Genomic DNA, 25,955 nt, shown 5'->3' on the forward strand with positions numbered 1-25,955 from the left:
CCCCCCCGGACCGCCCGAGGGGTCGACACCGTACGGATACTGGCCCCGCCGACAAGGCGGACACAACATTCGGACCAGGAGCCGGTGTCTCTCAGCTCAACGGCCGGACCCGAGCTGTCACCGTCGGCGTCCCACGCGCCGCCGGAGCAACACGACGGCAAACAGCAGCCCCGCACCGATCACCACGCCCGCCAAGCGCCTGGTGAGGCTGCCCGACGGATCCCCGGTCGCATGGTCGGGGCTCTGGGCGCCAGCCTTACCGTCGTCGCCGCTGCCCGGGCCTGAGCTCTGGCCGGGGGTCTTGCCGACGGCGGTCGAGTGGTCGGCGCCCATCCAGATCCGCGAGCCGTCGGCGGAGGGGCTGGCCGCCCGGGTGGACCGGTCGGTGTCCTTCCTCATGTCCGCCCAGCGGTCGCGGAACGCCTCGGCCGTGGCGACCTTACGCAGGTTGAGCCGGGAGAGGTCGACGCCGCCGTAGATGTACGTCTTCGTGTGGATGTAGTTGCCCTTGCGGGTCTTTTCGGTGTACTTGAACTCGCCCTCCTTGAAGGAACGTACGTAGGCGTCGAAGGTGTCGCGGGGCTTCCAGGTGGTGTGCGTCTGCCATCGGCTCACGTCGCCCCGGTCGATGAGGTTGCCGTAGGTGGTGGGGGAGTCGGTGTCGCGCTGGCGGTACCACTCGGCGGCGACGCGGGAGAGGTAGACGCGGCGCAGGTCCGCGTACTGCGGGGCCTGGTTCACGGCGCGCTCGATGCCGGGCAGGATCAGGTCCCTGAACGTCGCCTCATTGCGTGCCACGGCCGCGGGGTCGGTGCTGCCCTTGCAGGAGGCGGCGCCCGTACTGCCCGGTCCGGACAGGTGCTGGGACTGCATTTTCACCCTCAGGGGCGCGTCGAGGATGTAGAGCTGGCCGTCGTCCTCGTTGACGCGGGCTTCACCGGGGACGATCCAGGTGCGGAAGGATAGGCACTCCTTGCCGATCCGGTTCCAGAACCTCTTGCCCAGCGGCGTTTTCGGATGGATCAGGGCCGCGGTGGTCTTCTTCAGCTGGAGGTCGGCCTGGAGCAGGACGCGGCCGACGTCGGTGCGGCCCAGGGAGGGATCGACGATGCGGTCCGGCTCGGTCGGGTTGAGGTTCACCCAGAACGTGGAAGGCGGCATGGAGAGCCAGACGAAGAAGGCGTCCGAGGTCACCTTCGCGGCTTCGACCCCGGCCCGCGAGTTCTTCTGGGTGCGGGGTTTGCCGGGACCCGCGCTGAAGGCGTAGCGCAGCCCCTTGCCCGAGTCGGAGAGGTAGCGCAGTTCCAGGGTGGTGAAATCGATGCCGCCCGGTGCGGAGGCCGGGCCGGCCAGGGCCTTGGCCAGACCGCTGGCTTCCCGCGCCGGCGCGTTCTTGTCGCAGGGCCCGGATCGCACCAGGCCGGCAGGGTTGAACACAGCGGGCACCGCAGCCGTGGCGGGCGGTCTCCCCTTCCAGGCGGCGCCGTCGGCGGTGGTGCCGGGGCACGGGACCCCGGACGCGTTCAGGACGTCGCTGGTCTCATTCTCGTAGCTTTTCTCCACTTGCAGCTCGTGCGCGTACTCCTTCTTCGCCCGCGCTATGCCGCTCCCCAGTTCCAGGCGAGTCTGCCGGTTGCGGTTTGTCGAGATCTCCTTGTACTTGGCGTGGACCGCAGCGACCGCCTTCCTCCGCTCATCGGCCGAGGTGTGCGTCTTCTTCGCGATGGTGATCTTCTGGTTGCGCTGGGCGATCTCTGCTTCGGTCAGGCCGTAGTCGTACGAGTGGAAACGGCGTGCGTCGCCGTCGACAGCCTCCTCGCACTCCGGGCAGTAGTCCCGTTCCGAGGCCCAGGCGAGCTCCTTGAAGCTGGCGCCCGCGTAGGCCGGGTCGGTGGCAAGACGCGCCAGCGCCCGCAGGACGAGGGTCTCGGAGTGACGGCCGGAGGCCTCGCCGGCGTCATGGGCTTTCTCGCTCCCGGGGAAACTCATCCCCCCGACCATCAGCACGTGGTCGAGGCCCGCCTCGCGTATGCGTTGGTAGGCCCCTGCGGGGAGGTAGTCGCGGAAGACGAAGAGGTCGACCTTCCGGTAGACGACCAGGGGCCCGAGGTCCTGGGGCGGTTTGCTGACGATGGCGTCCAGCTGTTCTTCGCTCAGACCGGTCGGATCGGCGAGCGTGAACGCGACGTTGGCCAGTTCGCTGAACGCCCTGACTGGCTGCTCCTTCTCCATGGCGTACCGGATCATCAGGAGCTCTTTCATGAGCTTGTCCTCGTAGTACGGCAGCTTCCCGCTGTGCGGGAGCGCCGCCGGTGACGACGGCGCCCACCGCGGTGCGGTGATGCTCTCCGGTCGCGTCTGGGCGGGCTGGGCTCCCGCCCAGGGCGACGCTTGGGCAGCGGTACCGGTGAGCGAAAGGGCCAGGGCGACAACGGTGGTGGAGCGCAGGATTGGCGCGCGGCGGTGGCGAGCACGGGAGATCACAGAGACGCGTCCTTTTCAGGCGTAGTGGATCGCGACGGCACGAACGGACCACGGCGGAGCCGATGCTCTGGCCCGGCCGCCTCGCATCCTGGTGCCTCACACCCAGCAAGCACCCGGCCACGAGACCGGCCATTGGTGACCGGTCAGGTGTAGACGGGTGCCTCAACGAAGGCGTGCTTCGCCTCGTCCGGACCGGCCCAGGCCCTGCGGGAGTCGCTGAGGATGGCGGCTTCGGTCACGCCTTCGACCACGGCGAGCCACTCGGCGAACAGCGCGGCCAAGCGGCTGGCGTCCATGTGCAGGCGGGCCATGCGCAGTGTCTTGTCGCGCTCGGGCATCGGGATCGTGGCGTTCGGGCGGCAGACGCGCTGGCCGTCCGGCGTGCGCCGCAGCACGACCAGTGACTGCTGCCACTTGGCCGCCGGGCAAGACGCCGTGGGAGCTACTCAGAGACCCGAAGAGCTGATCCGTGCTCGACTGCGCCTCCCCGTGGCTCCGGCCGTGAGGAGGGCTTTCGTGCGGCTGGGGTCAGTGCAGACTCTCGATGGCGTTCACAATGAGCCCTCTGGCCGACGCTCCGTACACCGCCATGGCGCGCAGTTCCTCAAACGCCTTGAGGTAGAGAGCGATCTCACTCGGCTGTGTGATGTTCACCTGCGCGGAGAGCATCTCAACGGACACCAGGTTGTCGTCGTAGACGTGGAACGTCTCCTGTGGCCAGATCCGTCGCTCTTTGGTCCCCATGGGAATGATGCCGAGCGACACGGCGGGCAGCGCACCAGCGGTCAGGAGGTAGCCAAGCTGTGCGGCCATCGCATCCGGGCCACCAAGCTGGTAGCGCAGGGCCGCTTCCTCGATCAGAAGGACGAAGCGGTGCCCTGGTTCATGGATGACGCGGGACCGCTCCACTCGGGCCGCCGCTGCTTCAGCCCCGTCGTTGACGGCGATCTCTCGGAAGTCCCCGATGGTTCTGAGCAGTGCGGCGGCGTAGCCCTCGGTTTGCAGGAGCCCTGGCACCATCGTCGACGAGTAGACGCGGAACAGACTGGTGTCGCGGAAGAACTGGACCCAGCTGTCCTGTAGCTGCTTCAGGCCATTGCGGACTTGGTGGCGCCACTCGGTGTACATCGACTCAGCGTTGAGGGACTGAGCGATGAGGTCCTCGGCTTGGGCGACATCGCCGCACGCTTCGCACCAGCGGCGGATGTCCTTGGCTGACGGTGCCGTCCGGGAGTTCTCGATGCGTGACGTTTTTGCGTGGTGCCAGCCGCACCGGCCGGCCAGCTCGCTGACCGTCAGCCCGGCCGACTTCCGAATGTCGCGCAGGCGCCGGGCGACTGATTCGCGGGCGGCCTGCGCGGACGAGGACGGGGAGATGGGCATGAACTGGCCTGTAGGTGCCTTCTACTAGCGGATCTTGTAGTGGTCGTGCGGAGTGGCCCTCGCCCATACGGTCTCGAAGGCATTGGTGCAGAGCTTGGCCGCTGCGGGGTCGTCTGTGATTTCTTCACCGGTCCATGAGCCGTCGCCTGCGAAGTGGTTCCAGTGGACCCAGCGCTCGTCGAAGAGCCAGAAGTCGTTGCCGGGGAGGGGGATGTCGGACGCCTGGCGGCGGGGCAGCCACCGCACCTGTTCGCCAGCCGCCACGTTGGTGAACGTGCCGTCGTAGAGGAACCGGGTGTACTCGCTGGCGGGTTCCGAGATGATGCGTGCCCGGCGTACGACGACGCCGCGAGAGACGGTGTCCGTGATCAGGTCGAGCCAGGGGCGCCACCACGAGTCGCGGTCATTCGGGTCATAGCGGAAGCCGTTCTTCCAGGCGGCGAATGGGCCGTCTTCATAGTCGACGGCGTAGGAGTCGCGCATCTCCAGGTGCACGGCGGAGCTCGTGCAGGACGCGATCAGCTCCTCAAATGTGGGCACGCTCGACGGCATCGCACGCCTCCCTGATCACGGACACCATCCTGGCGGGGAGTCGGATCACGGCCTCACCTTCCGGGATTCCCTTGGCGTGGCCAGGGACCTCCGTGGCGGCGCACTCCGCTTCGAGCTCGGGGCCCGGCTTCCAGCCCTGGAAGACGAGTTCCTGCATCTCCTGGTCGACCCACACTGTGGGGCTCTGCTTATCCCCGGTGTTGGGGTCGATACCGATGAACACTAACGGCATGTCAGCCTCCTCCGTAGGCATGTGCAGTTGTGTGCATCACCCTCTTGCGCCGGGGAGAGTCCGTCAAGGCCCCGAGGCTATGATTTAACAGTTGCAGCGGCGTTGTACGCACAGATCTGCACATCACTGGAGTGCCTGCACATGGGCTCCCTACGGTCAGGTCATCCCTATTGGCCGACTCGACGGGGGACCGACCCCATGATGACGATCAAGGTGTACGAGACGGACTCGCGGACCGGCAGACGATTGCCCCCGCGATTACAAATCACCGTTCCCGTCGGGGACCGTGAGCGCCTTCCGGAGCCTTTGGCATTCCCGCACTGCTCCTGTCCACGCTGCAAGTCTGATCAATGAAGGGGCGGCTGTCGGTCGTCCTGAGCGACACCTACACGGCGCCCGCCTGTCGCATCGGGGAGCACGCCGAGTGCGCGGGACCCACGACGATCCGACTGCCGAGTCGGGCGCCTACGCAAGCGCCCATCGAAACCCTGCGTTGCGACTGCCAGTGCCACAGGGGTGGACGCCAGACACTCCTGCCGAGCAGCAGCGCCACGTCGTCGGTCAGTTCGCCGCCGTTGAGGTCGCGGGCCTCGGTGACCGCGCCGGCGGGAGCAGCAGGCGCGCCGCAGCAGTCCGAGCACGGGACCGCCGTCCTCGTAAGGCCGGATAAGTCGACGGCCGAGGCAGAACCCATCCATCGCACCGAACCAGGAGGCGCAATGACCGACAGCGGAAAGCACGCCGGGCAGCCGTCCGACAAGCCCTGGACTCCCCCGAGCCCTTCGGAGCCGAGCCCTGACGGGTCGGGGCCGAAGAAGTGATCCCGACGCGAGCACAGGAGGGTCACGCTGCCCTCGTCCGGTTACTGGACGAGCAAGGGCTCCTGAGCCCCACCTGGCGTCGGGTGTGGGAGAAGCTGCCCCGGCACCACTTCATCCCGCAGGAGATCTGGCGCCAGCGCCCGGACCGTTGTGAGCCCGTCACGACGTACGACGACTGGTGCGATCTCGTCAGCAGCGACGAACCGGTGATTATCCAGGTGGACGACGGAAACGAGGACGGGCCCGGTGTCGCCACGTCCTCGAACTCCATGCCCTCCATGGTCGCCAAGATGCTCGGGCTCCTCCAGGTCAAGAACCACGACCGGGTCCTGGAGATCGGCACCGCCTCCGGCTACGTCGCGGCTCTCCTGTCCGAGCGCCTCGGGGACCGCAACGTCTACAGCGTCGAGATCGACCCCCTCCTGGCCGCCATGGCGACCAACCACCTGCGGCCCCTCGGCTACACCCCGAACCTCCGACTCGGGGACGGAGAGCTGGGGTGGCCGGAGGAGGCACCGTTCGACCGCCTCATCTCCACCTGCTCGCTCCGGCACGTGCCGTACGCCTTCGTGGAGCAGGTCAGGCCCGGGGGAATCATCGTCGCCCCGCTGTACCGCGACTTCTGGAGCGGCGCCCTGGTCAAGCTCACCGTTCAGCCCGACGGACGAGCCTGGGGTCACTACCAGGGCGGAGCCTCGTACATGCCCATGAGGTCTCAGCGGGCGACGGCAGCGGTGGACGTCGACTCCTCCACGGCCCGCTCCCGGACCGCCGGCCTGGACCCCGAGGAGCTGCTGTCCCTGGGCTTCGCCCTGTACGCCGGGGCCCGCCTGCCGGGCGTGTGGATGCAGCACTCGCGGACCGAGGACACCGTCCAGGTCTGGGCTCGGGGCGAAGACGGGTCAGCCACGTCCACGGCGAAGGGCGAGGACGTGTGGCAGTACGGGCCGCGTGACCTGTGGGCGGAGATCGAGGCCGTGCACCACGAGTACGTCGCCCTCGGCCGACCTGACGCCCAGAGCTTCGGCCTTACGGTCACGGCCGAGGGCCAGCAGGTCTGGATGCACCACCTGGAGGCGATTCTGTCCCCCACGGCGAGCGGTACTTACCGCTGACCTCCCTCATTGAGGGGCCTGGGACTGGTTGCCTCCCGAGCTGCTGCCGCGGGTGGATGAGCGCCGGCCGGGCGGGGCCCGTTGCGAAGGGCAGTGGCGTGTGGGGGCCTGGTGCCCTACGACGCGCCACCGCCGCCCGGGGGTGCCTTGAAGGGACGGGTCAGCGTGCCAGCCACGAGCGGAACATGACGCCCTTGTCCAGCGCGCCGAGCACCTTCAGGTCGGCCTTGCCGTCCTGGTTGGTGTCCGACAGCAAGACCTGGCCCCCGTGGATCGGCCTCGCCCCGTGGGCCCGCCGTACACCGTGGTTCACGGCCGTCCACCTCGCCCAGAAGTGCCGGTGGCCGTGGTCTTCACTGCCGCTTTCATGACGGGGCGCTGGGCCGGATAGCCGCTTCGCCCGAGGAAAGCTGACTTCTCCAGCAGGCTTAGCGGCAGCAAGAGACAGCCCTCACAGGGCCCCGTTCGCACTGGTCACCGGCTCGTAGGCCCCAGGGAGCCGCAGCACCGGCGGAGGGCGCGGTAGGCGGCCTGTGGGGGCTTCCAGCTGTGCCGGGCCGGGAGGTGCGGGCGGCCGCCACACCGGGCACCCCGGGCGGGTGCGGCGGCCGTGGTGTGGGATCGGCTCGTGTTTCGGGTCAGTCAGCAGTGCGCGGCGGATCAGCCCGGTGTCACCGAATCATGGGAGTGACTGGGCGTATCGGAAACGCGGCCGGGGGGCCGTCGCATGCGACGGATCGGGACCGGGTTGGGTCGATGCCATCACCGACACCGGGTGTCGCTAGTGTCCTGGTTACGGGATTTCCTACCAACCGCACGGGGGCGTCGGCGGCCTCCTGCTCGAACTGGGGCATCAGCGAGGTGTAGGTGTCCGTGTGGCTCGCGATCACCCCAACCGGAGAAGTGACCGCTCACCTCGCGGCGGGAAGTACCTCCAAGGTCACCTGGATCAGTCTGGATGGCGCCGCCTGCCGTCTGGACGCACCCGACGAGGTGACTGAGTCGAGCCCGTCACAGCCCGGCAGCAGTCTGGCTGGCCCTCCATTCAGGAGCCTCGGGCGTGTCCTGGAATTCCAGGAGGTGCTGTCCGGCGAGCCGCTGCAGGGCGGCGCGTACGTCTGCCGGTGTGACGTAGAAGAACTCCCGGCGTAGATTGACCCGGTTGACGCGGCGGGCCTCGAACTCCTGGTGCAGGCGGCGTTCCAGGCCGACGGCGTCCTCACTGAAGATCAGGGCGTGTACGTCGAAGCGGAAGGGGACGGACGCGTCCCCGAGTTCGATGACGCGGTCCATGGGATCGAGGCGCCGGGTCATACCGATCTTGACCATGCGTTCGCCGAACGCTCCGACGTTGGAGATGACGTAGACGTATCCGGCACGGATGTTGGCCTCGCGGGCCTCGACCGTCTCCAGTTCGGCAATCAACTCGGCGAGCTTTCCTTCAAGTTCGGCGATGGCGGCCTCATCGCCGGTGCCGGAGCGCAGGCGGCGCAGGGCGCCCTCGTAGTGGCTGCGCTCCTTCTCCAGCCGCTGCCGCTCGCGCTCGATCTCGCGCTGCAGGCGCTCCTCCTCACGCTGCTGGGCTCGCAGCTCTCGCTGCTCCTCCCGCTCGGTCTCCTTCCTCACCAGGTAGTCCGCCGTCAGCTCCAACTCCTGCACCCGCAGCTGGTGGTAGTCATCGCCGATGCGGATCTGCATGGTGGCGCCGAGCCGGGCGATCGACTCCCGCGTCTTGCCGAGCCGGTCGATCAGCGAGTCGAGCCGGTGCGGCTTCATGCCGCGCGCTGCGTTGTCCGCCTCGGCGTTGTACGCGCGCAGCATCAGCTTGGAGAAGTCACGGACCATCTTGCGGCCCTTGGCAGCTGAGCCGTCCACCATCCAGTACTGGTTCCCGAGCACTGCCCGATCGTCCCTCGCCAGCTGCTTGTAGCGGGCCTTGAGACTGTCGAGCCGGTCCTTGTAGGCGAGCGCGTCGGCGAGCGGATGGCGGTACTCGTAGATGCCGGCCTCTTGCAGCATCCGCGTCTCATCGGTGAGCACCAGATCCCGGCGCGCGGCCGTGAGGCGCTGTTCGGCCTCCGCCGTCTGGCGAGCCATGTCGTCGGCTTGTCGGCGCACGTCAACCAGGGACTGCGCGGCGCTCTCGGCGGCGTGCTCTGTCTTCTCGTCGAGGAGAGCGTCGATCCGTCCGATCTCTTGGAGCTTCTCCTCATGCGCGCGGCGCAGTCGCTGGTGCTCGGCGGCTATCTGAGCGCTGTCGGCTCCGATGAGACGACTCAATTGCTCCGTCAGGTGACGGTTGTCTTCCTGTAGTCCGCGTACCTGTGTTTCCATCAGCGCCAGATCGCCCGCAAGACGCGCCGCCTCGGACTCCGCTTGCTTACGGCGCCGGCCGAACAGACCCCCACCTGTGGCCGGGACCGTCGTCTGGGGACCGTAGGGGGACTGCTGAGGAACGGGTGCGCTCGGCTGCGGCACGGCCCCTTCCGGGATCCAGATCTGCCAGCCTGGGGGTGTGGGCCATGCGGGATCCGGTTCCCAGCCCGGTGGCGGGCTCCACCCCTCCGGCGGGGCGGGCCAGGTGGGCGGCGGGTTGAACCGGTAGGTCATGGGGCAACGACTCCTGTCGCGAGGGCGAGAGACGGCCGGCGTAACCCCGATGCCGTCCGGCAGCCAGCGGGCCGAGTCGAACGTACTCGGCCTTGTGGACCTTCGTCCTGCCATCTCCTGTTTTTGGCCCTCCTGGCAGCAGATCCGACGAGGTGGGTGAGCCGCAGGGAGCCGTGAGACTCCGGCCGCTGTCAGGACGGCCCTCCGCCGGCAGCGAAGTGCGGGCTCATACGGCTGCTCGCCCTCGGCAACCGCACCTCCTTCGCTCGGTCGATGAGCTGACCGCGCTCGGCTTCGGCCGCGTCTCGCGCACCACGGTGCAGCGCATGTGCTTGGCCTACCGCAAGCAGGGCCTGTGGGGCCCACTGCTCCGGCGCCGCTCCCGCCACGCATGTTTGATCACCGGCCAGAAGCGCGCAGCTCACTCGTTCGACCGTCGCTGCGGCGTATGGGTCTGTGGGTGTTGGGGGGCGCCGTCCGGCTGGGGGTCAACTTTCGTCTGCCAGGCTCCGGTCGAGTACACCGAGGAGCCGGGCTCCGGCGCGGTCGGTCCCGCGGCTCCCCCGCTTCCCGCCCGCCGCCTTTTCCAGCCGTAGCCGCGCGGTACGTCCGCGCAGTGTCAGTGTCATCATCTGGTTGCCGAACCAGGGTCCGCCGGTGCGTTCCCAGCGGACGGCCGGTCTTGCGACCCGTCCGTGGCGCGCGAGGAGATGCCCGATCGCTTTCGCGAACCGGCTCCAGCCGAAACGGAATCCGATCCGTATGGCTGCGGGCACCGAGTTGTGCAGTGGTGAACATGTGAACTGGAAGACGTGGGAGCGCGGCTGCTGTCCGGTGGCCCAGACTGGCTCCGCCACATACGCGTGGTGTACGTCTCCGGAGAGCACGCACACCGTCGCCGGAGCGGCGTCGGCTCTGCCTACTTCGGCGACCGTCTGGGTGAGATTTTCGAACGACGAGGTGAACGCCGCCCAGTGCTCCAGGTCCGCGCGTCGGCGCAGCCATTCCCCGAAGCGTGCCCAGCGAGGTCCCCGTTCGCCCCGGCAGAGTGCCGCGTGCCAGCCCTCCGCGAAGTGAACCATCGGGGGCAGCAGCCACGGGAGCGAGGTCCCGATCAGCAGGTGGTCAACGCCGCCAGGGTGGTCGAAGGCCTGCGTCCGCAGCCAGGCCGCTTCCTCGGCGTCCAGCATCGCCCGCTGCTGCTCCTCCAGAACCCGCGCGGCCCGGGTGTCGACCATCACCAGCCGGGTGCGGCCGAAGTCCCTGCGGTAGCTCCAGCGCACCGTCGCAGGGTCAGCAACGGCGCGCTCGGCGAACGCGCGCAACACCTCCGTACCGTCGTCGGCCGCCAGTACCGCCGCGTACAACGTGTCCTCGGCGAGTTCGGCGGGGGAAAGGTTCCCGAGGTGCTGGTAGACCCAGTACGACATCAGGCCGCCGGTGATCCGCTCGTGCCACCAGGGCGTTGCCCGCATGTCGGCTACCCAGGCGGCGCTGGTGTTCCAGTCGTCGATGACGTCGTGGTCGTCGAAGATCATGCAGCTGGGTACGGTCGAGAGCAGCCAGCGCAGCTCGGGGTCGCCCCAGGACTCGTCGTAGAGGTGGGTGTACTCCTCGTAGTCGGCGACCTGGTCGGGTGGGGCGGCGGAGCCGGTGCCAGCGGCCCGCCGATGCCGGGCGATCCAGGCGCGGGTTTCGGCGGAGGTCTCGTCCGCGTACACCTGGTCGCCCAGGAGGAGGAGAACGTCCGGACGCTCGGCCTCTAGGTCGGCGGCGAGCCGGGCGGAGAGGGTGTCGAGGACGTCGGGTCCCACCGGATCGGGCTCGCCCACGGCAGGCGCCGCCCACCGGCACGAGCCGAAGGCGACCACCGCGCCCGTCGCCGGGACCGGCGGTGTGTGAATGGTGCTGGGCGGCTGGGGCGAGTCCGCGAGGGGCCATACCCGCTCGCCGTCGAGCAGCACTTCGTACCTCGTGGCGGACCCGGGGGTGAGTCCTGTCACGACTACCAGTGCGTAGTGGTGGCCGAGGATGCGGAACGTGGGGGCCGAACCACCGGCGCCGCCAGGGCACCGGACCTCCGCCGTGCACGCCCGGTCGGTCTCGACCCACACCGTCGCGCTCGTGCCCGTCTCCCAGTCCACATGGCGCAGGAGCGGGCCCAGCCTCAGACCGGCCATCGAGAGTTCCCTTCTGATGCTCCGCACGGTAGGGAAGTGTTCACCGGGACGGCTCGGGGCCCGACCGGCACCGCGATCGGGCCCCCAGGAGCCATGCCCAGTTCCACTCACTCATCACACCAATGCCCTCAGGACCCGGCGGTAACCAGGCTCTCCGATACTGCCCAGTACAGAGTGGTGCGGGAACGGAGGTTGGATGGCGGCCGCACCACGCCGGCCTGTCGGTGCCGCCGCAGGCACCTACTCGTCAGCCTGCCTCTTGTCCAGTGGCCCTGCCGCGACCAAAGCGGCGCCGCCCCGGCGCTTCACCCGACCGGCCGGTAACCCAAGCCCCCACATAAAGGGACTTCGAGCGCACGATGAACGACTCGTCGAGCAGCTCGCTTCCCGCGCGCTCACCAGCGGCAAGCGCAAAGTCCACATCCGGCGCGACCAGGACGGACAGATCGTCGGGGCCAGCGGCGAGGGCGACGGCCAGGGCCAGGAGGACGACACGCAGGCCGCCGCCGAAGCCGCCCTGCTCCACTTCTCCTCTCCCCGCGACGCCGCGACCATCGCCGCGTTCCTCCCCTCCCGGGTCTACCGGCCGGAGTCGCTGGTGTGGCTGGAGGGCTACCAGGCCCTGCTGCGCTGGCGGAAGGAGAACGAGATCACCGGCCTCTACGCCGCGCCCTATGACGTCGAGGTCGAGGTGGGCGTGACGAAGGACTTTCCGCTTGGCCGACGGGTGCACCAGCAGGGCCAGGCCATGCGGGCCGGGAGCTGGAGGTGCGGCGCAAGGTGCTGCTGGCCTCCCCCGGAGGCCGGAATGGTGTGGGAGCCGGGCGAGGAGGCGTGGGGAGAACAAGCTCGCCGCGCTCCGGTCCTACCGACAGGCCATGGGACACCTCGCGCCGCGACAGGACGCGGTGTGGGGCGAGGACGAGGCCATGATCCCGGTCGGCGAGCACATGGCCAACCTCCGCCGCAAAGGCGGCCTCGGCAAGGACCCGAAGCGGGCGGAGAAACACGCGAAGCAACTGGCCCCGATCGACCCGGACTGGAACTACCCGTGGCCACTCGACTGGCAACGCCACTACCGCGTCCTCGCCGACCTGGTCGACGCCGACGGCAGTCTGCCGGCCATCGAAACCCGGAGTGCTGACGGACGGCGACGACATCGGGCGGTGGCTCCAGCGGCAGGCCCAGCCGGGCACCTGGGCGCAGCTGTCGACGAACAGCAGGAACGGCTCTCGAAACTGGGCGTACAACCCGACCAGGCCCCGGCACCCACCCCAGCAGCCACGCGTGCGACGAAGGGCCCGAACAAAGCACAACAGGCATTCCAGCGACCCTCACACAATGGGTCGAGAGGGAAGGCGTAGACCGGCCGTTGCCGCGCGGTCACAGCGAAGAGATCATGGTCGACGGCGAGGCGGAGCCGGTGATCGTGAAGCTGGGCGTATGGATTTCGAGCACACGTGAGCGGCGCGAGAAGCTCACCGCTGACCAGCTCGCCGCAATCGCGGCGCTGGGCGTGGACTGGGCGTGACACCGGCTGCGGCCGGTCGTTGAACAGGACGGTCAAGCGAAGTGCACCGAGAGGCCCCGGGCGTCATCGCCCGGGGCCTCGTACTGTCGGCGGCGGCGCCTCCGCCCGGACATGGCGCGGGCCCGCTACGCGAGGTGCAACACCGATTCCACGAACCTCTATCCGAGGCAGCACCGCAGCTCAGAGCGCGATACGCGGCGGTGTTTGCACTGGACGTGTCGCCCTGGCCGCGTTCGACGCTGCGGCCGCTCTGTGGCGTGAGGCCCTCGAGGACCTGGACGAAGACGTCCTCGCCGAGGCCGCCGTCGAAGCGCGGGCCTTCGCCGCCGGCCCGGGGCCGCCGTCGAGCTGGTGCGCGGCCTGCTCGGGCAGTTGGCCGACTGGCAGCAGACGATCGGCGAGCTGGGCCGCGCGCTCACCGCGGCGACTGAAGGCCGACCGCTACCCGACTGGTCCACCGACGCCGACCGCACCGAGGCCGTCGCACGCCACCACCACGCTCACCTGCTCGCCGCCATCGTCGAGCTCGGCGGTGAGCTGGAGCTCCCAGCTACCCGTAGCGGGCGCTTCAGGGGCGCGGCCATCCCAGAAGGCTGCGCGGTCAGCGACGCCGGCCGCCGCCGATGCGGCGGTCGTCGGCCAGTGCGGTAAGCGGGCCGAACTCGCGGGCAAGCTCGTTCCACGTCAGAACCTCGCCACAGCGGGCCGGGAACTCCTTCGGGTTGAACTCGGGCATGGTCCAGGTGCCAGTGCCCCGGTCCCGCAGCCACAGGTCCCCGTCACCGTCGACCACAGTCGGCGGGACCGGTACGGGATCGGCCTGATCGATGGGCTCCCAGGTGACCCGGCCCGGGTGGGAAACGCGGCGCAGCTCGGTGGTGGCCAGCCGCGCTGCCAAGTCACGGGTGGACTCTTCGGCGTCCTTGACCGACGCGAGTCGGAATGCGTCGTCAAGTACGGGCAGAGCTGGATTCTTGCTGCGCTTTGAACTCATACGCTGACTACCTCCGGTGGGGGGCGTCACATCCGTTATGGCACCCCGTAGAGGAACACGGTATCCGAGGCGGGAGCCGGGCCAGGCCTCCTCCGCTGGAACGGTCAGCAAGCCCGCCGACGCCCAGGAAGATGCTCTCCGCCAGGTCAGAGACTTGTTGGGTGAGGTGAGGAAGGCACTCGACACGCTGACGAAGTAGCTGGACGCAACCGTCCAGCCCACGGTTCAGCCCCCGCTCGGTACAACCCTCTCCGGGGCGAGGGCGGCCTCCAGGCGGTCCAGCCGTTCGTAGAGAGCGCGAACGAGGCGGGCGCGGTTCTGGACGGTGCCCTCCAGCGTCGCGGACAGCCGGCCTTCCGCCTCACGCAGGACAACGTCGGCGAGCGCCCAAGGGCCGCTGCTCTTCGGCAACTGGTCGGCGCGGCGCTGTACGTCGGCGGCGAGCGCGCGGGCATGGCCGGTCAGCGGCTGTTGCTGTGCACGGTGACTCTCCGGCCCGCCCGAGACAGAAGGCCGGTGCACGGCGATCGGCGCGCTGGTCAGGCCTTCCAGCGTGCTCAGGGCCGGCTCCAGCGGGGAGTCGGTCCGGGACGGTCCGAGAGTGGCACCGGTCCAGTCCCAACGGTTGCGCTCGCCCGGGGCGGGGGTCCTACAGGGCCCGGCCGCCGGAGCCGAACTGCCCGAGCTCGGGTCATCAGCGCGACACCGGTGCGGATCTCATACGCCGTCCAGCCGGTGATGTCGAGCAGCAGGCCGGCCAGTGGACCGCCACCGGTTCGGCATAGTCCCGGCCGGGGCTCGGGGCCGGGCGTGGGATGGTCGTGGTCCTCGTCGTAGACCCGACCGCGCCGCAAACGAGTGGCGGTGAGCCACCAGCAGTCCGCGCGCGGCCCCGCCGCCGCGCGCGAGAGGACCAGCGACGCCCGATCCCGCGAGGCGCTCCCCGCTTCCCACTCGCTCCTTCCTACCCTTCTTCTCCAGGCGGGGCGGTCATGGGGTGCTCTGAGGGGGGATGCCAGCACCCCCACCACGCCTCTACCGGCGTGGTGAGCTGCACAAACGCCAGAACATCCCGCAGGCTCGCGCAACCCCTGACGCAACATCTGGCGCAACCCCCTGCCGCAACATCCAACGCAACCCCTGACGCAACGGATGGTGACGCCGGACAGGGCCGCCCGGGGCCCCGCATGGGCGATCACAGCGAATGCCGGAAGTCGCGCCGCCCGGCCGCCGTGCCGGCCGCCCGGAGCGGTGAGCCGGCCGGAGTGGCTGGGCGACGCCGCCGGGCCGAAACTCGGCTGCGTGGGCGAGGGGGTGACCGCTACCCTGCGTCACCATGCAGGGATATGAAGCGAAGAACGAGCCCCTCATCGGCCGCGAGCGCACCGTCCCGGTGGGCGAACTGAACCTCTGGGCCGAGGACTTCGGGGCGCCGGGGTCGCCGGTGGTGCTGTTGGTGATGGGCGCGCAGGCGCAGGGCGTCCAGTGGAACGACGGCATGCTCCGGCGCCTGGTCGACGGGGGCCGCCGAGTGATCCGCTACGACCACCGGGACGTCGGCCGGTCCTCCACCGTCGACTTCGCCGCGCACCCGTACACCGTCGCCGACATGGCCTCGGACGCACTCGCGGTCCTGGACGCGTTCGGCGTCGGGCGAGCCCATTGGGTGGGCGCCTCCCTCGGCGGGGTCATCGCCCAGCGCGTCGCCCTCACCCACCCCCACCGGGTCCTCACCCTGACCAGCCTCTCCTCCCAGCCGCTGGGCACGAACACGGTGGCGACGGTGCAGCGCGCCCTGACCGGTGCTGCCCTTCGACGAGGAGGAGTACCGCACGATGGAGACCCGGGTGTACGAGCGGACACGCGATGCGCGGTCCGGGCTCAACCACACCCTCGCCGGCGCCGCCACGGAGGAATTCACCACCGCGGACCTGGCGGCCGTCACAGCGCCCATGCTGGTACTGCACGGCACTGAGGACCCGATGTTCCCACTCGCGCACGCGCAGGCCACGGCCACGGCGGTCCCCGGTGCTCGCCTGGTCATGATCGAGGGCATGGGACACACACTGCCCACCGCACTGGACACCCGCCTGGCCGACGAGATCCTGCGGCACACAGCACTCGACCGGGCTTGAGCACCCCCTGAGGCGAGCCGACCCGATCAAGAGGGCTCACGCCAGCCCGACGCACCGGTGCAGCCAGCTCCCCCCCTAGGGGCGGCTGTCCGCCACGTTCACCGCGTGAGTGGCTCAAACCCGCCACTGGCACGGCTCGCACACCGACGCGAACAACTTTGACTCGGAGGCCGCGTGCGACGTAGCCCGCCAGCTCGCTACGCCAGGACTTGTCGGCCGGGGAGCGGGCCGAGCTAAAGGATGAAGCAGACCCCCCGATCCCCCACGGGGCGCCGGGGCGCGGTTATGGGCGTTCCCGGTTACGTGCGAGGCGTCGGCTCGATGAGCAGAGCGTCCATTGGCTGAGCTTGGCATTTAAGGTCCGGTGTCGAACGCGGCTCGAACTTGATCAGCTTTTTCGCAGTTCAGCGGGCGTGAGGGCGGCCTTCGTCTGATCCTGTGCTCCGTCACAGAGGCAGAGGAACCAATACGAAGGCCGTGGTCGTGAGTTTGGGGTATCGGGGCGTCCTGCGGGATGCGTTCGCGGAAGTGTCATGCTTCCGGTCGGAGCTGTACGCGTGTCTGACCACGCGGAGCGACGTGCTGTCCGAGTTATGCGATGCGCTGTTGTGCACGGACGGGCCGGTGCGGACGCTGGTTGATCTGGCGCTCGCACCGGAGCACCACCGCGGGCACGGGGCCCTTTACGGCGGCCTCAACCAGGGACGGATCGATATCGCCCGGCTGCGTCGGGCCCTGGCTTCGATGCCGTTGCCGAGGGCGGCGGATGGTCGGATCGTGCTGGCCGCGGATGTCTCGCCGTGGCTGCGGCCGGACGCCAACACCTGCGCTGACCGGTCCTTTTGCCACACCTTCGGCCGGGTGAGGGCAAGCACCAGATGGTCCCAGGCTGGCCGTACTCGATCGTGGCTGCGCTGGAGACCGGCCGGACGTCGTGGACAGCAGTGCTGGACGCGGTCCGTCTGCAGCCCGGCGCGGACGTCGCCGCGGTGACCACGGTCCAGCTCCGCGAGCTGGTCGAGCGGCTCGTCGCCGCCGGCCAGTGGAAGCCGGGCGACCCTGAAGTCCTGGTCGTTCTGGACGCCGGATACGACGCACCCCGCATCGCCCACCTGCTGACCGATCTGCCCGTCGAGATCCTCGGCAGACTCCGCTCCGACCGCGTCATGCGCCGGCCGACACCGCCGCGGGTCTACGACCCCAAGGGCGGCCGACCACCCAAGCACGGAGGCGAGTTCGTCTTCGGTGACCCCTCCACGTGGGGTATCGAGCAGGCCGTGACGACCACCGACACCCGCCTTTACGGCAAGGCGACCGCGCAGGCATGGGACCGCCTGCACCCTCGGCTCACCCGCCGGGAGGCCTGGATCGACTACGACGGACCGCTACCCATCATCGAAGGCACCGTCATCCGCCTGGTCGTGGAGACATTGCCCAGCGGCGGTGTGAACAAGCCGGTCTGGCTGTGGTGGTCGGGCACGGCCGCCACCCAGGCCGATGTCGACCGCTGCTGGCAGTCCTTCCTCCGCCGCTTCGACCTGGAGCACACTTTCCGCCTGTTCAAGCAGACACTTGGGTGGACCAAGCCCCGGCTTCGCAGCTCGGAGGCTGCCGACCGGTGGACGTGGCTGGTGATCGCCGCCTATGCCCAGCTCCGGCTCGCGCGGCCGCTGGCCACCGATCTCCGGCGCCCCTGGGAGAAACCGGCTCCGCCGAACAGGCTCACGCCCGCCCGGGTCCGCAGGGGGTTCAGGAACCTGTGCACGAAGACCGGCTCCCTGGCCAGTGCACCGAAACCGGCTCGTCCTGGGCCTGGCCGGCCGCCGGGTTCGAAGAAGCGCCACCCGGCCACCCGTCATGACGTGGGCAGAGTCCTTGCCACCGGCGAGGCGTACAGCCGCCCCGCCCACCACAAGAAGGGCACCAAACCCCGGCGCACCGAGGAGCGGCAAACTTGACGGCCTGGGCCATGTGCAGCGGGCACGAGGCCGAAGAAGTTCACGGGGGTACGTCGGTGGATCTCAGCTCAGTGATCATCGCTGTCGCAGGCGTCGCAGGAACCCTGGGAGGGGCGCTACTCACCCAGCGCGGCTCCGAACGAGCGAAGCGCCGGGAGATAGAGCTCGTTCGAGACCATGAGGAGGTCCGCGAGAACCGTTCGCTGCGACGCACCTGCTATGTGGAACTCAACCGAGATGCCCGGCAGTTCACCACCGCACTCAACCGCCACCTACACGTCATGAGGGAACGCGGCGTGGAGGAGGCCGACAGCGACGCACTTGAGGAGGCGAAGAACGCGCACCGCGATCGATACTCCGAAGCACAGATGATCGCCCCCGAAGAAGTACTCATGCGAGCGAGTGTCGTCAACCAAGCCCTGAACAAGGTCTACGGCCAGGTCAAGCGCCTCGAACGCGGCGCCCCCGAACCAGGCGAAACGATGGGGACCGCGGCCCAGGCCCAGTACGAGGTCTGGGAGATGCTCCGAACTATGAGAACCGCTATGCGCCACGACCTCGGTGTGTCGCATGAAGATTGAGAGCTGGCACTCAGGTCCGTGTGAACTCTCTTGTCTGCCTCGACCAGCCAAAAACTGGTCGAGGCAAAGGTTGAAACGCAAGCTAATAGAGAGAATGTTCAGCGCGAAGATCAGCACCCGGATCCGGGTCCGCCCGCAGTTTGAGGCCCGGTCGCGGCCGGACACGACAGCCCGCAGAGGCACCGATGCCCGCGGAACTCGCACAGGGCAGTCTCGGCATATGTAGCGCGGCGTCCGCGCGGCCCTGTCACGTCACGGGTCCGACCGAGACGATCGCTGTGTCCGCCGAGGCCGTAAAGCGGTGGACAGCCCTCCGGTGCTGGGCGAGCATTTCCGCGATGAATGACGAACTTCTCCCCATCCCCAAACGCGTCCGCTTCGTCGAGCTCAGCGCGAAGGCGCTGCGGGCGCTTGCCGACGGTGACCTCGACGGCGGCAGCGCCGAGGCCGGGGTCGCCCTTGACGAACACTTCGTCTGCGACCGGGCCCGTTGGATCTTCGGCTATCGCGCCAACCAGCTCGCCGAGGACCCCTCTGTCGCGCCGTGGATCACACGGGCCGCCGTGTCCGAGCCGGAGGGGGTCGTCGTCGGCGACGCCGGGTTCCACGGGCCGCCGGACGAGGCCGGCATGGTCGAGGTCGGCTTCACCGTCGTGCCCGCACACCGCCGCCAAGGCTATGCCCGCGCCGTGCTGACGGCGCTGCTCACCAGGGCCGCCGCCGAACCCGATGTCAGGACCGTGCGGGCCCGCATCAGATCCGACAACAACGCCTCCCTAGCCACTATCTCGGGCTTCGGCTTCACGCGCGTCGGCAAGCAGGGCAACGAACGCGACGGGATCGCGCTCGTCTTCGAGGTCCCGGCAGACGCGATTCAGGTCAGCTCGACATCCCCCGCCACGTCGCCCAGCCCCTGAGCTGGACATTCCAGGAAGCGGAGCAGCTCCATCCGCGACGGTTCATCGGACACATTTCCACAGGACTATCTCGCGATCGCCTCACTCGTCTCCGACCGATCCGCGCAGCGGTCCACCCACCGCCGGACGAGCACAGAGCTCGTCCTCGTCCTCGACACTGCCCCTGTCCACCCCACCGGCCGAGCCGCCAGACGCGCCGGGCGGAAGCCGCCCGGTCCCATACGCTCTGCCGGCCGTAGCTGGCAACCACCTCCCGGCAGAGGCGCAACAACTCCAACGGAGAAGGCCGTCTCGACAAGTTCGGCGCCCCGTGCCTCCGGGGCCAGTCGCCCGGCCGCCCTCAAGGGCAACCGGGCGCCCAGCGCTCACGGGCACGTGACATCGGTCGCCGTCGCCCGATGTGGTGCTTTGGAACGATCAGCTACTCGCGGCCGGGGCACACCTGTGCCCAGCATGCGGGAGCTTCAGCTCTAGGAGGTAGTCGTCCACCGCCTTACGTGTGCAGTTGGTGCGGCCGTAGACGCTGTGTCCTGCGCCCTCGTACGACACCAGGACTGTCGTTTTGCGGGTCTGTCGGTGCACGTTGGTCGCCCACGCGTAATTGTTCGCCGGGTCGTGCAGCGAATGCAGCATGAGGATCTTGGGTGCCTCGGTGATCTGTGGCCGATGCTGCGGATTGTTCACTTTGTACGGCCAGCCGACACAGCCTGCTACTGCTGCGTGAATACGTGGTGAGCCGCGCATATGTGGGGCGGCTCGCAGTTCGGCCTGGGTCAGGTTGGCGAATTCCCGGTAGTCTTTCGGCCGGATGCGCCAGTCCTGGCAGAACACCGCGTGGAACGGTTCTGCGGTCGTCGGCTTGTCGCCTACCTCTGAGATCCGTGGTTGTTGCGGCTGCCGCCGCTCTTTCAGCTCCCCGGCGCCGAGTCTTGCCACGTACGTGGCGAGCCCGTCCCAGTCCGGGCCGTAGAACGCCTTGAAGGCAACCTGTGTAATCGCGTTCGCGGTGAGGGCCTGGTCCCGCTTTCCCGGTTCCTGTATTTCTCCCCGGTCCGCCCTGGCCAGCAGGTCGTCCCACACAGCGGTGACGTCCCGGCCATGAAGCGCGCAGGACCTGGTGCGGTCGCACCAGGTCACGAACTGCTGGAACGAGTCCTCTGCGGTGACCGCCGAGGAGACGAGGAACTGCCGCGCGCCGAGGCTGTGGTCGATGTTCGCGGTGAGGGCCATGGTCCGGATCCGGTCACCGTACTGCTCCGCGTATTGCTGGCCGATCAGCGTGCCGTAGGAGTGGCCGAAGTAGTTGATCTCTTTCTCGCCCAAGGACCGGCGGATGGCGTCCATGTCGTGGACGACGCTCAGGGTGTCGGCGTGGTCGAAGATGGGACCGCTGTGCCGTCGGCAGTCCTGTCGTAAGGTCCGGTTGAAAGCGGCCAGTTGCTCAAACTCCCCCTGGCTGCGGGGGTAGGCCGACGGCCGTTGAGCCAGGAGCTCCTGTGAGCATTTCACCGGGTGGCTGGCACCGACACCTCGCGGGTCGAACCCAATGACGTCGAACCTCTTCTGGACGTCTGCGCTGAAGTGTGCCTTGGCGCGCCGTACCGCGAAGTCCACACCTGAATCACCCGGCCCGCCGGGATTCACCAGCAGCACACCGACTCGGCGATCCGGATCGGTCGCTTTGCGACGGGCCACCGCGAGATCGAACGTCACACCCGAAGGGTGTGCCCAGTCGATGGGCAGGCGCAGGGAGCCGCACTCTGCTGTGGCGTCCTGGGGACACGACTTCCAGACAATGGCGTTCGATGGCGTCGAGCTTCTGGCAGCAGGGACGGCGTCCGCTGCCGCCCCGCCCGACGTCGGCACTCCGGCTGCGAACGCTCCAACAGCGAGCACTCCGGTGAGCGCCCTGAAGAACGGTTGCATGCAGTCCCTTTCATACATCGCACGAAATGGATCACGGGGATTACTCCCTCGCCGAGCGTGGTGAGTGGCCTTGCGGGTGCACAAGAGCCCGAGACCGGAATCAGGGAAGGCACAGGGGCGCTATCAGGGGTGGTCTCAGGAAGGCACCTCGGGGGTTGCCGCCCGACCCCCTGAGCGATCCCGGGACTTGGTACCGCTCCACCACGGTGTGGCGGTCGGTATCGTCAACGGACCCGGAGTGCGGCCGTCAGCCTGCCGCCGCTCCGGGCCGCGACATCCACAGGGGCATCAAACACACCCGCCACAGCAAAGGCCCTTGCCCCGGCCGTCGGGCGAGGGTCACAGCCGGCAGTCAGGACGCCGGGTGCTCTGCTGTACGACTTGACGGGCGTCAGCGATGAAGTCGCGGGTGCTGTCAGGATCGAAGGCGTGGGCATGGAGGTGGTCGTACATCACGCTGTAGTGCTGCGCATCGGATGGTTTCTTCAGGTAGATCGCTGGTCAACCGCTCCATGTACACCACCCGAGAACGGACCAAGGGCGAGCACCTCACCTTCGTCCCGAGCACGACGGGCAGCCCAACTACTGAGGTTTTCGGGTTGTCGTCGGGTAGTGACGGTTCATGATCCCTGCGGTATGCCGGTGAGGTGAGGTATTCGGAGGGTGGGGGCCTGACCGCTGAGCGTCGGGCGTTTCGTGAGGGGATCCGGCTTCAGGCTGGACAACGGTTCGCGGCGGGTGAGAAGACCGCGGTGATCGCGAAGGACCTGCGGGTGAGCGTGCGGTCGGTGGAACGCTGGCGCCGTGCCTGGCGCGAGGGCGGCATGGAGGGCCTGCGTTCCGCGGGTCCGGCGAACTCACCGATCATCACCGACGCCCAGTTCGCCGTGCTGGAGGAGGAACTCGGCAAAGGCCCGGTGACGCACGGCTTCGAAGACGAACGCTGGACCCTGGTCCGGGTTCAGACGGTGATCCGCCGGCGGCTTCGGGTGAGCCTGTCGGTGGCGACGGTGTGGCGGCTACTGAAACGGCACGGCTGGTCCTGGCAGGCACCCGCCCGCAGAGCACTGGAGCGTGACGAGCACGCGGTGGAGCTGTGGAAGAAGGAGGTATGGCCCCGGGTAAAAGGCTCGCGGCGGCATGCGGGGCCTGGATCGTCTTCGAGGACGAAGCCGGCTTCTCGATGACGCCGCCCCGTGCCCGCACCTGGGGCCGACGCGGGCACACCCCCGTCATCCGCGTGCGCGGCAGGTCCCGCCGCCGGACCTCGGTCGCCGCGCTGTGCTGCTACAAGCCCGGCGAGAAGAGCCGTCTCATCCACCGGCCCCGCACGCACCTCCTGCTCAAGGGCGCACGTAAGAGCTTCTCGTGGAAGGACTATCGCGATCTCCTGGTGCGGGCACACATCCAGCTCGACGGCCCGATCGTGGTGGTCTGGGACAACCTCAACACCTACCTGGCCGCAGGGCTGAAGCGGTACGAGGCCGAGCACGACTGGCTCACCACCGTCCGGCTTCCGCCGTATGCACCCGACCTGAATCCCGTCGAGGCCGTCTGGTCACTCGTGCGCAGAGCGATGGCCAACACCGCTTTCACCACACCCGACGACCTCGACCGCACACTCCGCAGCGAGTTACGCAGGATCCAGCTCCGGCCCCGCCTGATCGACGGCTGCCTCACCGCCACAAGCCTGGCCATCAACCCGCCGACCCCGCCCTGAAAACCTCAGTAACGACGCCGGCCCCCACTGTTCTCCTCTAAGACTCGCCAGGCGCTGTCTCGTCCGAGGGCTTGGCAAGCAGCCCTTCCAGCCATCCACGAAGCTTTGGCCGCAGGTAGAGCTGCACAGCGCGTACCGCGCCCCCGGGCGACGGGCCTGTCGCTGGGAGAAGGTCCCCACAGGAGCCCAATCTCAGTACTGGAAGTCCACACCATTAGACTACTGGTCCGTTCCAGTGAAGCGTCCGATTCTGGAAAGAGTGGCCGCACCTTGTTGGGGAGTTCGGTCCCGCCGGTCCCGTTCCTCTGTCAGGCGGCCATCCCCAGTTCGGTGCGGGTGCGGTGAATGAACTCGCGGACGGCCGGTTCGCGCCGCCAGGGAGCAAGGGCCGTGTTGAACTCACACACATAGTCCTTGGCCCGGGAGGACTGGACGCGGGCGAGGATGTCGATGCTGCGGTTGCCGAGTTCGAGGCCGTGGTCGAGGTCGCGGGCCTGGAGATGGGCAGTCCCGACGATCGCGAGCCGCATGCCGACGGAGCGGGTGAAGGTGCCGGGCGCCATGGCGGCGGCCTGCTTGTTCCAGGCCAGGGCCATCTTGGGGTTCTTCAGGTCGCGGAAGATCTCGGCGGCGTCCGCCGAGAGGCGGGGGTGCGCATAGAAGTCGATCCACGCGGGCTCGTCGCCGCTGTCGGCCTTGGCCTGGTCGAGGAGGTTCTCTGAGGCCGCCAGGGCCCTGGAGGCGGCCCTGGGGTCGTTCTCGCGGGCGTGCGCGCGGGCCTCGATCAGCTTGGTGAACGCCAGCACCCGGGGGCCGCCTGGCCCTTGGCCCGGTTGAAGGCGCCCTGAGCCATGTCGACGGCCTCGGAGGCGAAGCCGCGCATGAGGGACTGCATGGCCATGGTGGTCAGGACATAGCAGCCCAGCTGCACGTCACCGCTGGCGCGGGCGAGGCTGAGGGCCTGAATGAAGTGCCGCTGGGCTGCATCGTGCTGGCCGACGTCGAACGCCGTCCACCCGGCGAGCCTGGACAATTCGCCGCTCACCGAGAAGAGTTCACGGCCGATCTTCTCGGAGAACGTGCCCTCCAGCAGCGGGCCCGCCCGGTGGTCGAGGCAGTCGGTGACGGAGTTGGCCTTCCAGTTCCCGCCGCCGTATTTGGAGTCCCAGCGGCGGGCGTCGTCGGCGGCCTCGCGGAGTTCGTCGAGGTCGGCCCGGCCGACCTGCTGGCCGCCGCGGCGGTCGGGACTCTCGTCGGCGGGGGTGACGAGCCATCGGGTGACGGGGGTGGTGAAGGCGGAGGCGGCGAAGCCGGATCCGGCCAGGAAGTCGCGGCGGTTCACGGAGCTCCAGAACGAAGTGGGGCCGCGGACGGCGTCGGTGGGGTCTCGCGGGAAATCCAACCCCACATCCGCGTCGATTGTCTCCGCCTCGCCCATACCGAGCTCGCCGAGGTTGACGGGCCGGCCCAGCCTCTCGCTGATGGCCTGCGACAACAGCTTCGGGACCGGCCATTTCGGCGTCATCCCCCGCCTGCACCAGTTCGCCACGGAAGTATGCGAATAGTCGGTCTCTATCCCGGCAGCGTGGGCGAGCTGGTTGATACGCAGAGCCAGGGACTTGTGGCTCGCGCCGCTGGCTTCGATGAGCCGGGCCAGGTCCGCGTTGGGCGGACGGGCCCGGCGGGTGGTCGATGCCACGACTCTCCCTCTGCCGGTGACCGGACCACGCACGGCTCGAACCAGCAGTTGAGTACGTATGTCTGTACTCGGTGGAGCACGAAGGAGTCGTACTCGACTGGGGACGAAGAGTCGTACATGTTCCGCGTGTTGGGTCACTGACGATATTCCTCCCGACCCGGCCGCGAACCGTGTTTGCAAGTTGTGAGCCCCCCTGCGAGCTCTCCCCGCACATCGGCCGGGCGGCTGTGATGAGAGCCCAGGCCTCCGCCGGAACCGGAACAAGTCTCCTCCCGGCGGCGGCCGCCGCCAAGGCACCACCACACTCGGGGGTGAACCAGATATGTGCGGAATCGCAGGACTGGCCGGAGCCGACGCAGTCCGGCATGAGCGCACGGTCGGCGCCATGGGCGCCTCACAGGCCCACCGCGGTCCGGACGGCACCATGCACGCCGCCAGCACGGACGGCCGAGCGGTGCTGGCCATGAATACGCTGCTGATCGTCGACCCGCAGGCAGTTCCCGGCCCTTATCTCGACCGCGAGTCCGGGGTGCTGCTGGCCTTCAACGGCGAGATCTACAACTACCGCCAGCTGGCGAAGGCCTGGGGCATCCCGCTCGGCCACCGAGACACGGACGCGCACTTCCTGCTGCGGGCCTGGGCCAAGATCGGGCCGTCCTGCCTGGACGGACTGGACGGCATGTTCGACCCGCACGTCAGCAAGCTGTTCCTGGCGCGCGACCGGCTCGGCGAGAAGCCGCTCTACTGGCGCCTGGACGGCGGCCGGCTCGCGTTCGCCTCCGAGGTCACCACACTGACCGGCTACGGCACCGCCCCGCTGGTCCTGCGGCCGGAGGTGCTTGCGATCGAGACGCCGGTGGGCGTCGACACCCCGTTCCAGGGCATCCAGCTGCTGGCCCCGGCCACCCTGCTGACCTTCGACATCGCGACCGGATCCCTGCATCAGCACACGTGGTGGTCACTGACCGACCGGCAGCCCTTCCAGGGCACTTAGAGGCCCTAACAGAAGTTGTTGATCAAGTGACTTTCGACTTGGGTGGTCGTTGGTCCGGTCGTGGGGAAACGTCAGTCGCGGCCGTGGATCGTGTCGGACGAACTGTGGTCGCTCATCGAGCCG

At 68.7% G+C, this 25,955-nt stretch carries 18 protein-coding genes and 4 pseudogenes; 9 read left to right on the forward strand and 13 right to left on the reverse strand.

Annotated elements, in window-relative coordinates; genetic code table 11:
* Positions 1-117: 117 nt before the first annotated feature.
* From E2E34_RS11920 to E2E34_RS11940, 5 genes are all read right to left on the reverse strand, one after another.
* The gene (locus E2E34_RS11920; protein WP_138901871.1) at positions 118-2,484 is read right to left on the reverse strand and encodes a hypothetical protein; all 2,367 of its coding nucleotides are present in this window, start codon (positions 2,482-2,484) and stop codon (positions 118-120) included.
* Between the two features lie 143 nt (positions 2,485-2,627).
* Positions 2,628-2,879 carry a hypothetical protein gene (locus E2E34_RS11925; RefSeq protein WP_138901872.1) on the reverse strand — a complete coding sequence of 84 codons (252 nt, stop codon included), beginning with the start codon at positions 2,877-2,879 and terminating at the stop codon, positions 2,628-2,630.
* Positions 2,880-3,012: 133 nt separating this feature from the next.
* On the reverse strand, positions 3,013-3,867 hold the full coding sequence (locus E2E34_RS11930; RefSeq protein WP_138901873.1) for a helix-turn-helix domain-containing protein: 855 nt from the start codon (positions 3,865-3,867) through the stop codon (positions 3,013-3,015).
* Positions 3,868-3,891: 24 nt separating this feature from the next.
* Positions 3,892-4,419, reverse strand: coding sequence for a DUF6879 family protein (locus E2E34_RS11935; RefSeq protein ID WP_138901874.1), 528 nt, complete (start codon positions 4,417-4,419; stop codon positions 3,892-3,894).
* Positions 4,394-4,651: a hypothetical protein gene (locus E2E34_RS11940; protein WP_138901884.1), complete on the reverse strand. Its 258-nt coding sequence runs from the start codon at positions 4,649-4,651 to the stop codon at positions 4,394-4,396. The genes E2E34_RS11935 and E2E34_RS11940 overlap by 26 nt, the downstream gene beginning before the upstream one ends.
* Before the next feature lie 904 nt (positions 4,652-5,555).
* Here E2E34_RS11940 and E2E34_RS11945 point away from each other — a divergent pair.
* Positions 5,556-6,587: a methyltransferase domain-containing protein gene (locus E2E34_RS11945; protein WP_244315647.1), complete on the forward strand. Its 1,032-nt coding sequence runs from the start codon at positions 5,556-5,558 to the stop codon at positions 6,585-6,587.
* A gap of 160 nt (positions 6,588-6,747) precedes the next feature.
* On the opposite strand, the gene E2E34_RS35410 is transcribed toward E2E34_RS11945, so the two are convergent.
* The 3 genes from E2E34_RS35410 to E2E34_RS11960 all read right to left on the reverse strand — a co-directional run bounded on the left by E2E34_RS35410 (position 6,748) and on the right by E2E34_RS11960 (position 11,377).
* A complete protein-coding gene (locus tag E2E34_RS35410; RefSeq protein WP_167518274.1) occupies positions 6,748-6,900 on the reverse strand; it encodes a hypothetical protein in 153 nt (50 codons plus the stop codon).
* Between the two features lie 698 nt (positions 6,901-7,598).
* Positions 7,599-9,197 (reverse strand): SNIPE associated domain-containing protein, encoded by a 1,599-nt coding sequence (locus E2E34_RS11950; RefSeq protein WP_244315649.1) that lies wholly within the window; start codon positions 9,195-9,197, stop codon positions 7,599-7,601.
* A 488-nt stretch (positions 9,198-9,685) separates the two neighbouring features.
* Positions 9,686-11,377: an alkaline phosphatase D family protein gene (locus tag E2E34_RS11960; protein ID WP_138901877.1), complete on the reverse strand. Its 1,692-nt coding sequence runs from the start codon at positions 11,375-11,377 to the stop codon at positions 9,686-9,688.
* A gap of 337 nt (positions 11,378-11,714) precedes the next feature.
* On the opposite strand from E2E34_RS11960, the pseudogene E2E34_RS11965 reads away from it, so the two are divergent.
* Positions 11,715-12,908: pseudogene (locus E2E34_RS11965) on the forward strand (helicase associated domain-containing protein); the annotation flags it as partial.
* Positions 12,909-13,509: 601 nt separating this feature from the next.
* Here the strand turns inward: E2E34_RS11965 and E2E34_RS11970 are convergent.
* The 3 genes and pseudogenes from E2E34_RS11970 to E2E34_RS36385 form a co-directional block, all read right to left on the reverse strand.
* Positions 13,510-13,902 (reverse strand): hypothetical protein, encoded by a 393-nt coding sequence (locus E2E34_RS11970; RefSeq protein WP_138901878.1) that lies wholly within the window; start codon positions 13,900-13,902, stop codon positions 13,510-13,512.
* Between the two features lie 225 nt (positions 13,903-14,127).
* A complete protein-coding gene (locus E2E34_RS11975; RefSeq protein WP_425573451.1) occupies positions 14,128-14,424 on the reverse strand; it encodes a DUF6415 family natural product biosynthesis protein in 297 nt (98 codons plus the stop codon).
* A gap of 84 nt (positions 14,425-14,508) precedes the next feature.
* Positions 14,509-14,756 (reverse strand): annotated as a pseudogene (locus E2E34_RS36385) (hypothetical protein); the annotation flags it as partial.
* A gap of 482 nt (positions 14,757-15,238) precedes the next feature.
* On the opposite strand from E2E34_RS36385, the gene E2E34_RS11985 reads away from it, so the two are divergent.
* The 5 genes and pseudogenes from E2E34_RS11985 (at position 15,239) to E2E34_RS12000 (ending at position 19,493) form a co-directional block, all read left to right on the forward strand.
* Complete coding sequence (locus E2E34_RS11985; protein WP_244315651.1) at positions 15,239-15,877, forward strand: alpha/beta fold hydrolase; 639 nt, start codon at positions 15,239-15,241, stop codon at positions 15,875-15,877.
* A 7-nt stretch (positions 15,878-15,884) separates the two neighbouring features.
* Positions 15,885-16,037 carry a hypothetical protein gene (locus E2E34_RS36390; RefSeq protein ID WP_244315653.1) on the forward strand — a complete coding sequence of 51 codons (153 nt, stop codon included), beginning with the start codon at positions 15,885-15,887 and terminating at the stop codon, positions 16,035-16,037.
* Positions 16,038-16,520: 483 nt separating this feature from the next.
* Positions 16,521-17,995, forward strand: a pseudogene (locus tag E2E34_RS11990) (NF041680 family putative transposase).
* Positions 17,992-18,576 carry a hypothetical protein gene (locus E2E34_RS11995; protein ID WP_244315655.1) on the forward strand — a complete coding sequence of 195 codons (585 nt, stop codon included), beginning with the start codon at positions 17,992-17,994 and terminating at the stop codon, positions 18,574-18,576. Before E2E34_RS11990 ends, E2E34_RS11995 begins: the two are co-directional and overlap by 4 nt.
* A gap of 338 nt (positions 18,577-18,914) precedes the next feature.
* Positions 18,915-19,493 carry a GNAT family N-acetyltransferase gene (locus E2E34_RS12000; protein ID WP_138901879.1) on the forward strand — a complete coding sequence of 193 codons (579 nt, stop codon included), beginning with the start codon at positions 18,915-18,917 and terminating at the stop codon, positions 19,491-19,493.
* 417 nt (positions 19,494-19,910) lie between these two features.
* Here E2E34_RS12000 and E2E34_RS12005 read toward each other — a convergent pair whose 3' ends face one another.
* On the reverse strand, positions 19,911-21,206 hold the full coding sequence (locus tag E2E34_RS12005) for an alpha/beta hydrolase (RefSeq protein WP_244315657.1): 1,296 nt from the start codon (positions 21,204-21,206) through the stop codon (positions 19,911-19,913).
* Between the two features lie 860 nt (positions 21,207-22,066).
* On the opposite strand from E2E34_RS12005, the gene E2E34_RS37440 reads away from it, so the two are divergent.
* A protein-coding gene (locus E2E34_RS37440) for an IS630 family transposase (protein ID WP_425573450.1) occupies positions 22,067-23,139 on the forward strand; the annotation gives its coding sequence in 2 pieces (ribosomal slippage) (positions 22,067-22,513 and positions 22,516-23,139; 1,071 coding nt in all).
* Positions 23,140-23,447: 308 nt separating this feature from the next.
* Here the strand turns inward: E2E34_RS37440 and E2E34_RS12020 are convergent.
* Positions 23,448-25,264: pseudogene (locus E2E34_RS12020) on the reverse strand (NsdA family TPR-like regulatory protein).
* Here E2E34_RS12020 and E2E34_RS12025 point away from each other — a divergent pair.
* Complete coding sequence (locus E2E34_RS12025; protein ID WP_138901883.1) at positions 25,161-25,832, forward strand: asparagine synthetase B family protein; 672 nt, start codon at positions 25,161-25,163, stop codon at positions 25,830-25,832. The pseudogene E2E34_RS12020 and the gene E2E34_RS12025 overlap by 104 nt on opposite strands.
* Positions 25,833-25,955: the final 123 nt, after the last annotated feature.

Origin of the sequence: Streptomyces albidochromogenes (genome assembly GCF_005981925.1) — a bacterium.
GTDB classification, from domain to species: Bacteria; Actinomycetota; Actinomycetes; order Streptomycetales; family Streptomycetaceae; genus Streptomyces; species Streptomyces albidochromogenes.

What these genes read in the sequence shown, in the direction of transcription:
- E2E34_RS12000 (WP_138901879.1), top strand. Translation starts at nt 18,915, where the DNA reads ATGAATGACGAACTTCTCCCCATCCCCAAACGCGTCCGCTTCGTCGAG.
- E2E34_RS12025 (WP_138901883.1), top strand. Translation starts at nt 25,161, where the DNA reads ATGTGCGGAATCGCAGGACTGGCCGGAGCCGACGCAGTCCGGCATGAG.
- E2E34_RS11985 (WP_244315651.1), top strand. Translation starts at nt 15,239, where the DNA reads ATGCAGGGATATGAAGCGAAGAACGAGCCCCTCATCGGCCGCGAGCGC.
- E2E34_RS11960 (WP_138901877.1), bottom strand. Translation starts at nt 11,377, where the DNA reads ATGGCCGGTCTGAGGCTGGGCCCGCTCCTGCGCCATGTGGACTGGGAG.
- E2E34_RS36390 (WP_244315653.1), top strand. Translation starts at nt 15,885, where the DNA reads ATGTTCCCACTCGCGCACGCGCAGGCCACGGCCACGGCGGTCCCCGGT.
- E2E34_RS11970 (WP_138901878.1), bottom strand. Translation starts at nt 13,902, where the DNA reads ATGAGTTCAAAGCGCAGCAAGAATCCAGCTCTGCCCGTACTTGACGAC.
- E2E34_RS11935 (WP_138901874.1), bottom strand. Translation starts at nt 4,419, where the DNA reads ATGCCGTCGAGCGTGCCCACATTTGAGGAGCTGATCGCGTCCTGCACG.
- E2E34_RS11930 (WP_138901873.1), bottom strand. Translation starts at nt 3,867, where the DNA reads ATGCCCATCTCCCCGTCCTCGTCCGCGCAGGCCGCCCGCGAATCAGTC.
- E2E34_RS11940 (WP_138901884.1), bottom strand. Translation starts at nt 4,651, where the DNA reads ATGCCGTTAGTGTTCATCGGTATCGACCCCAACACCGGGGATAAGCAG.
- E2E34_RS11950 (WP_244315649.1), bottom strand. Translation starts at nt 9,197, where the DNA reads ATGACCTACCGGTTCAACCCGCCGCCCACCTGGCCCGCCCCGCCGGAG.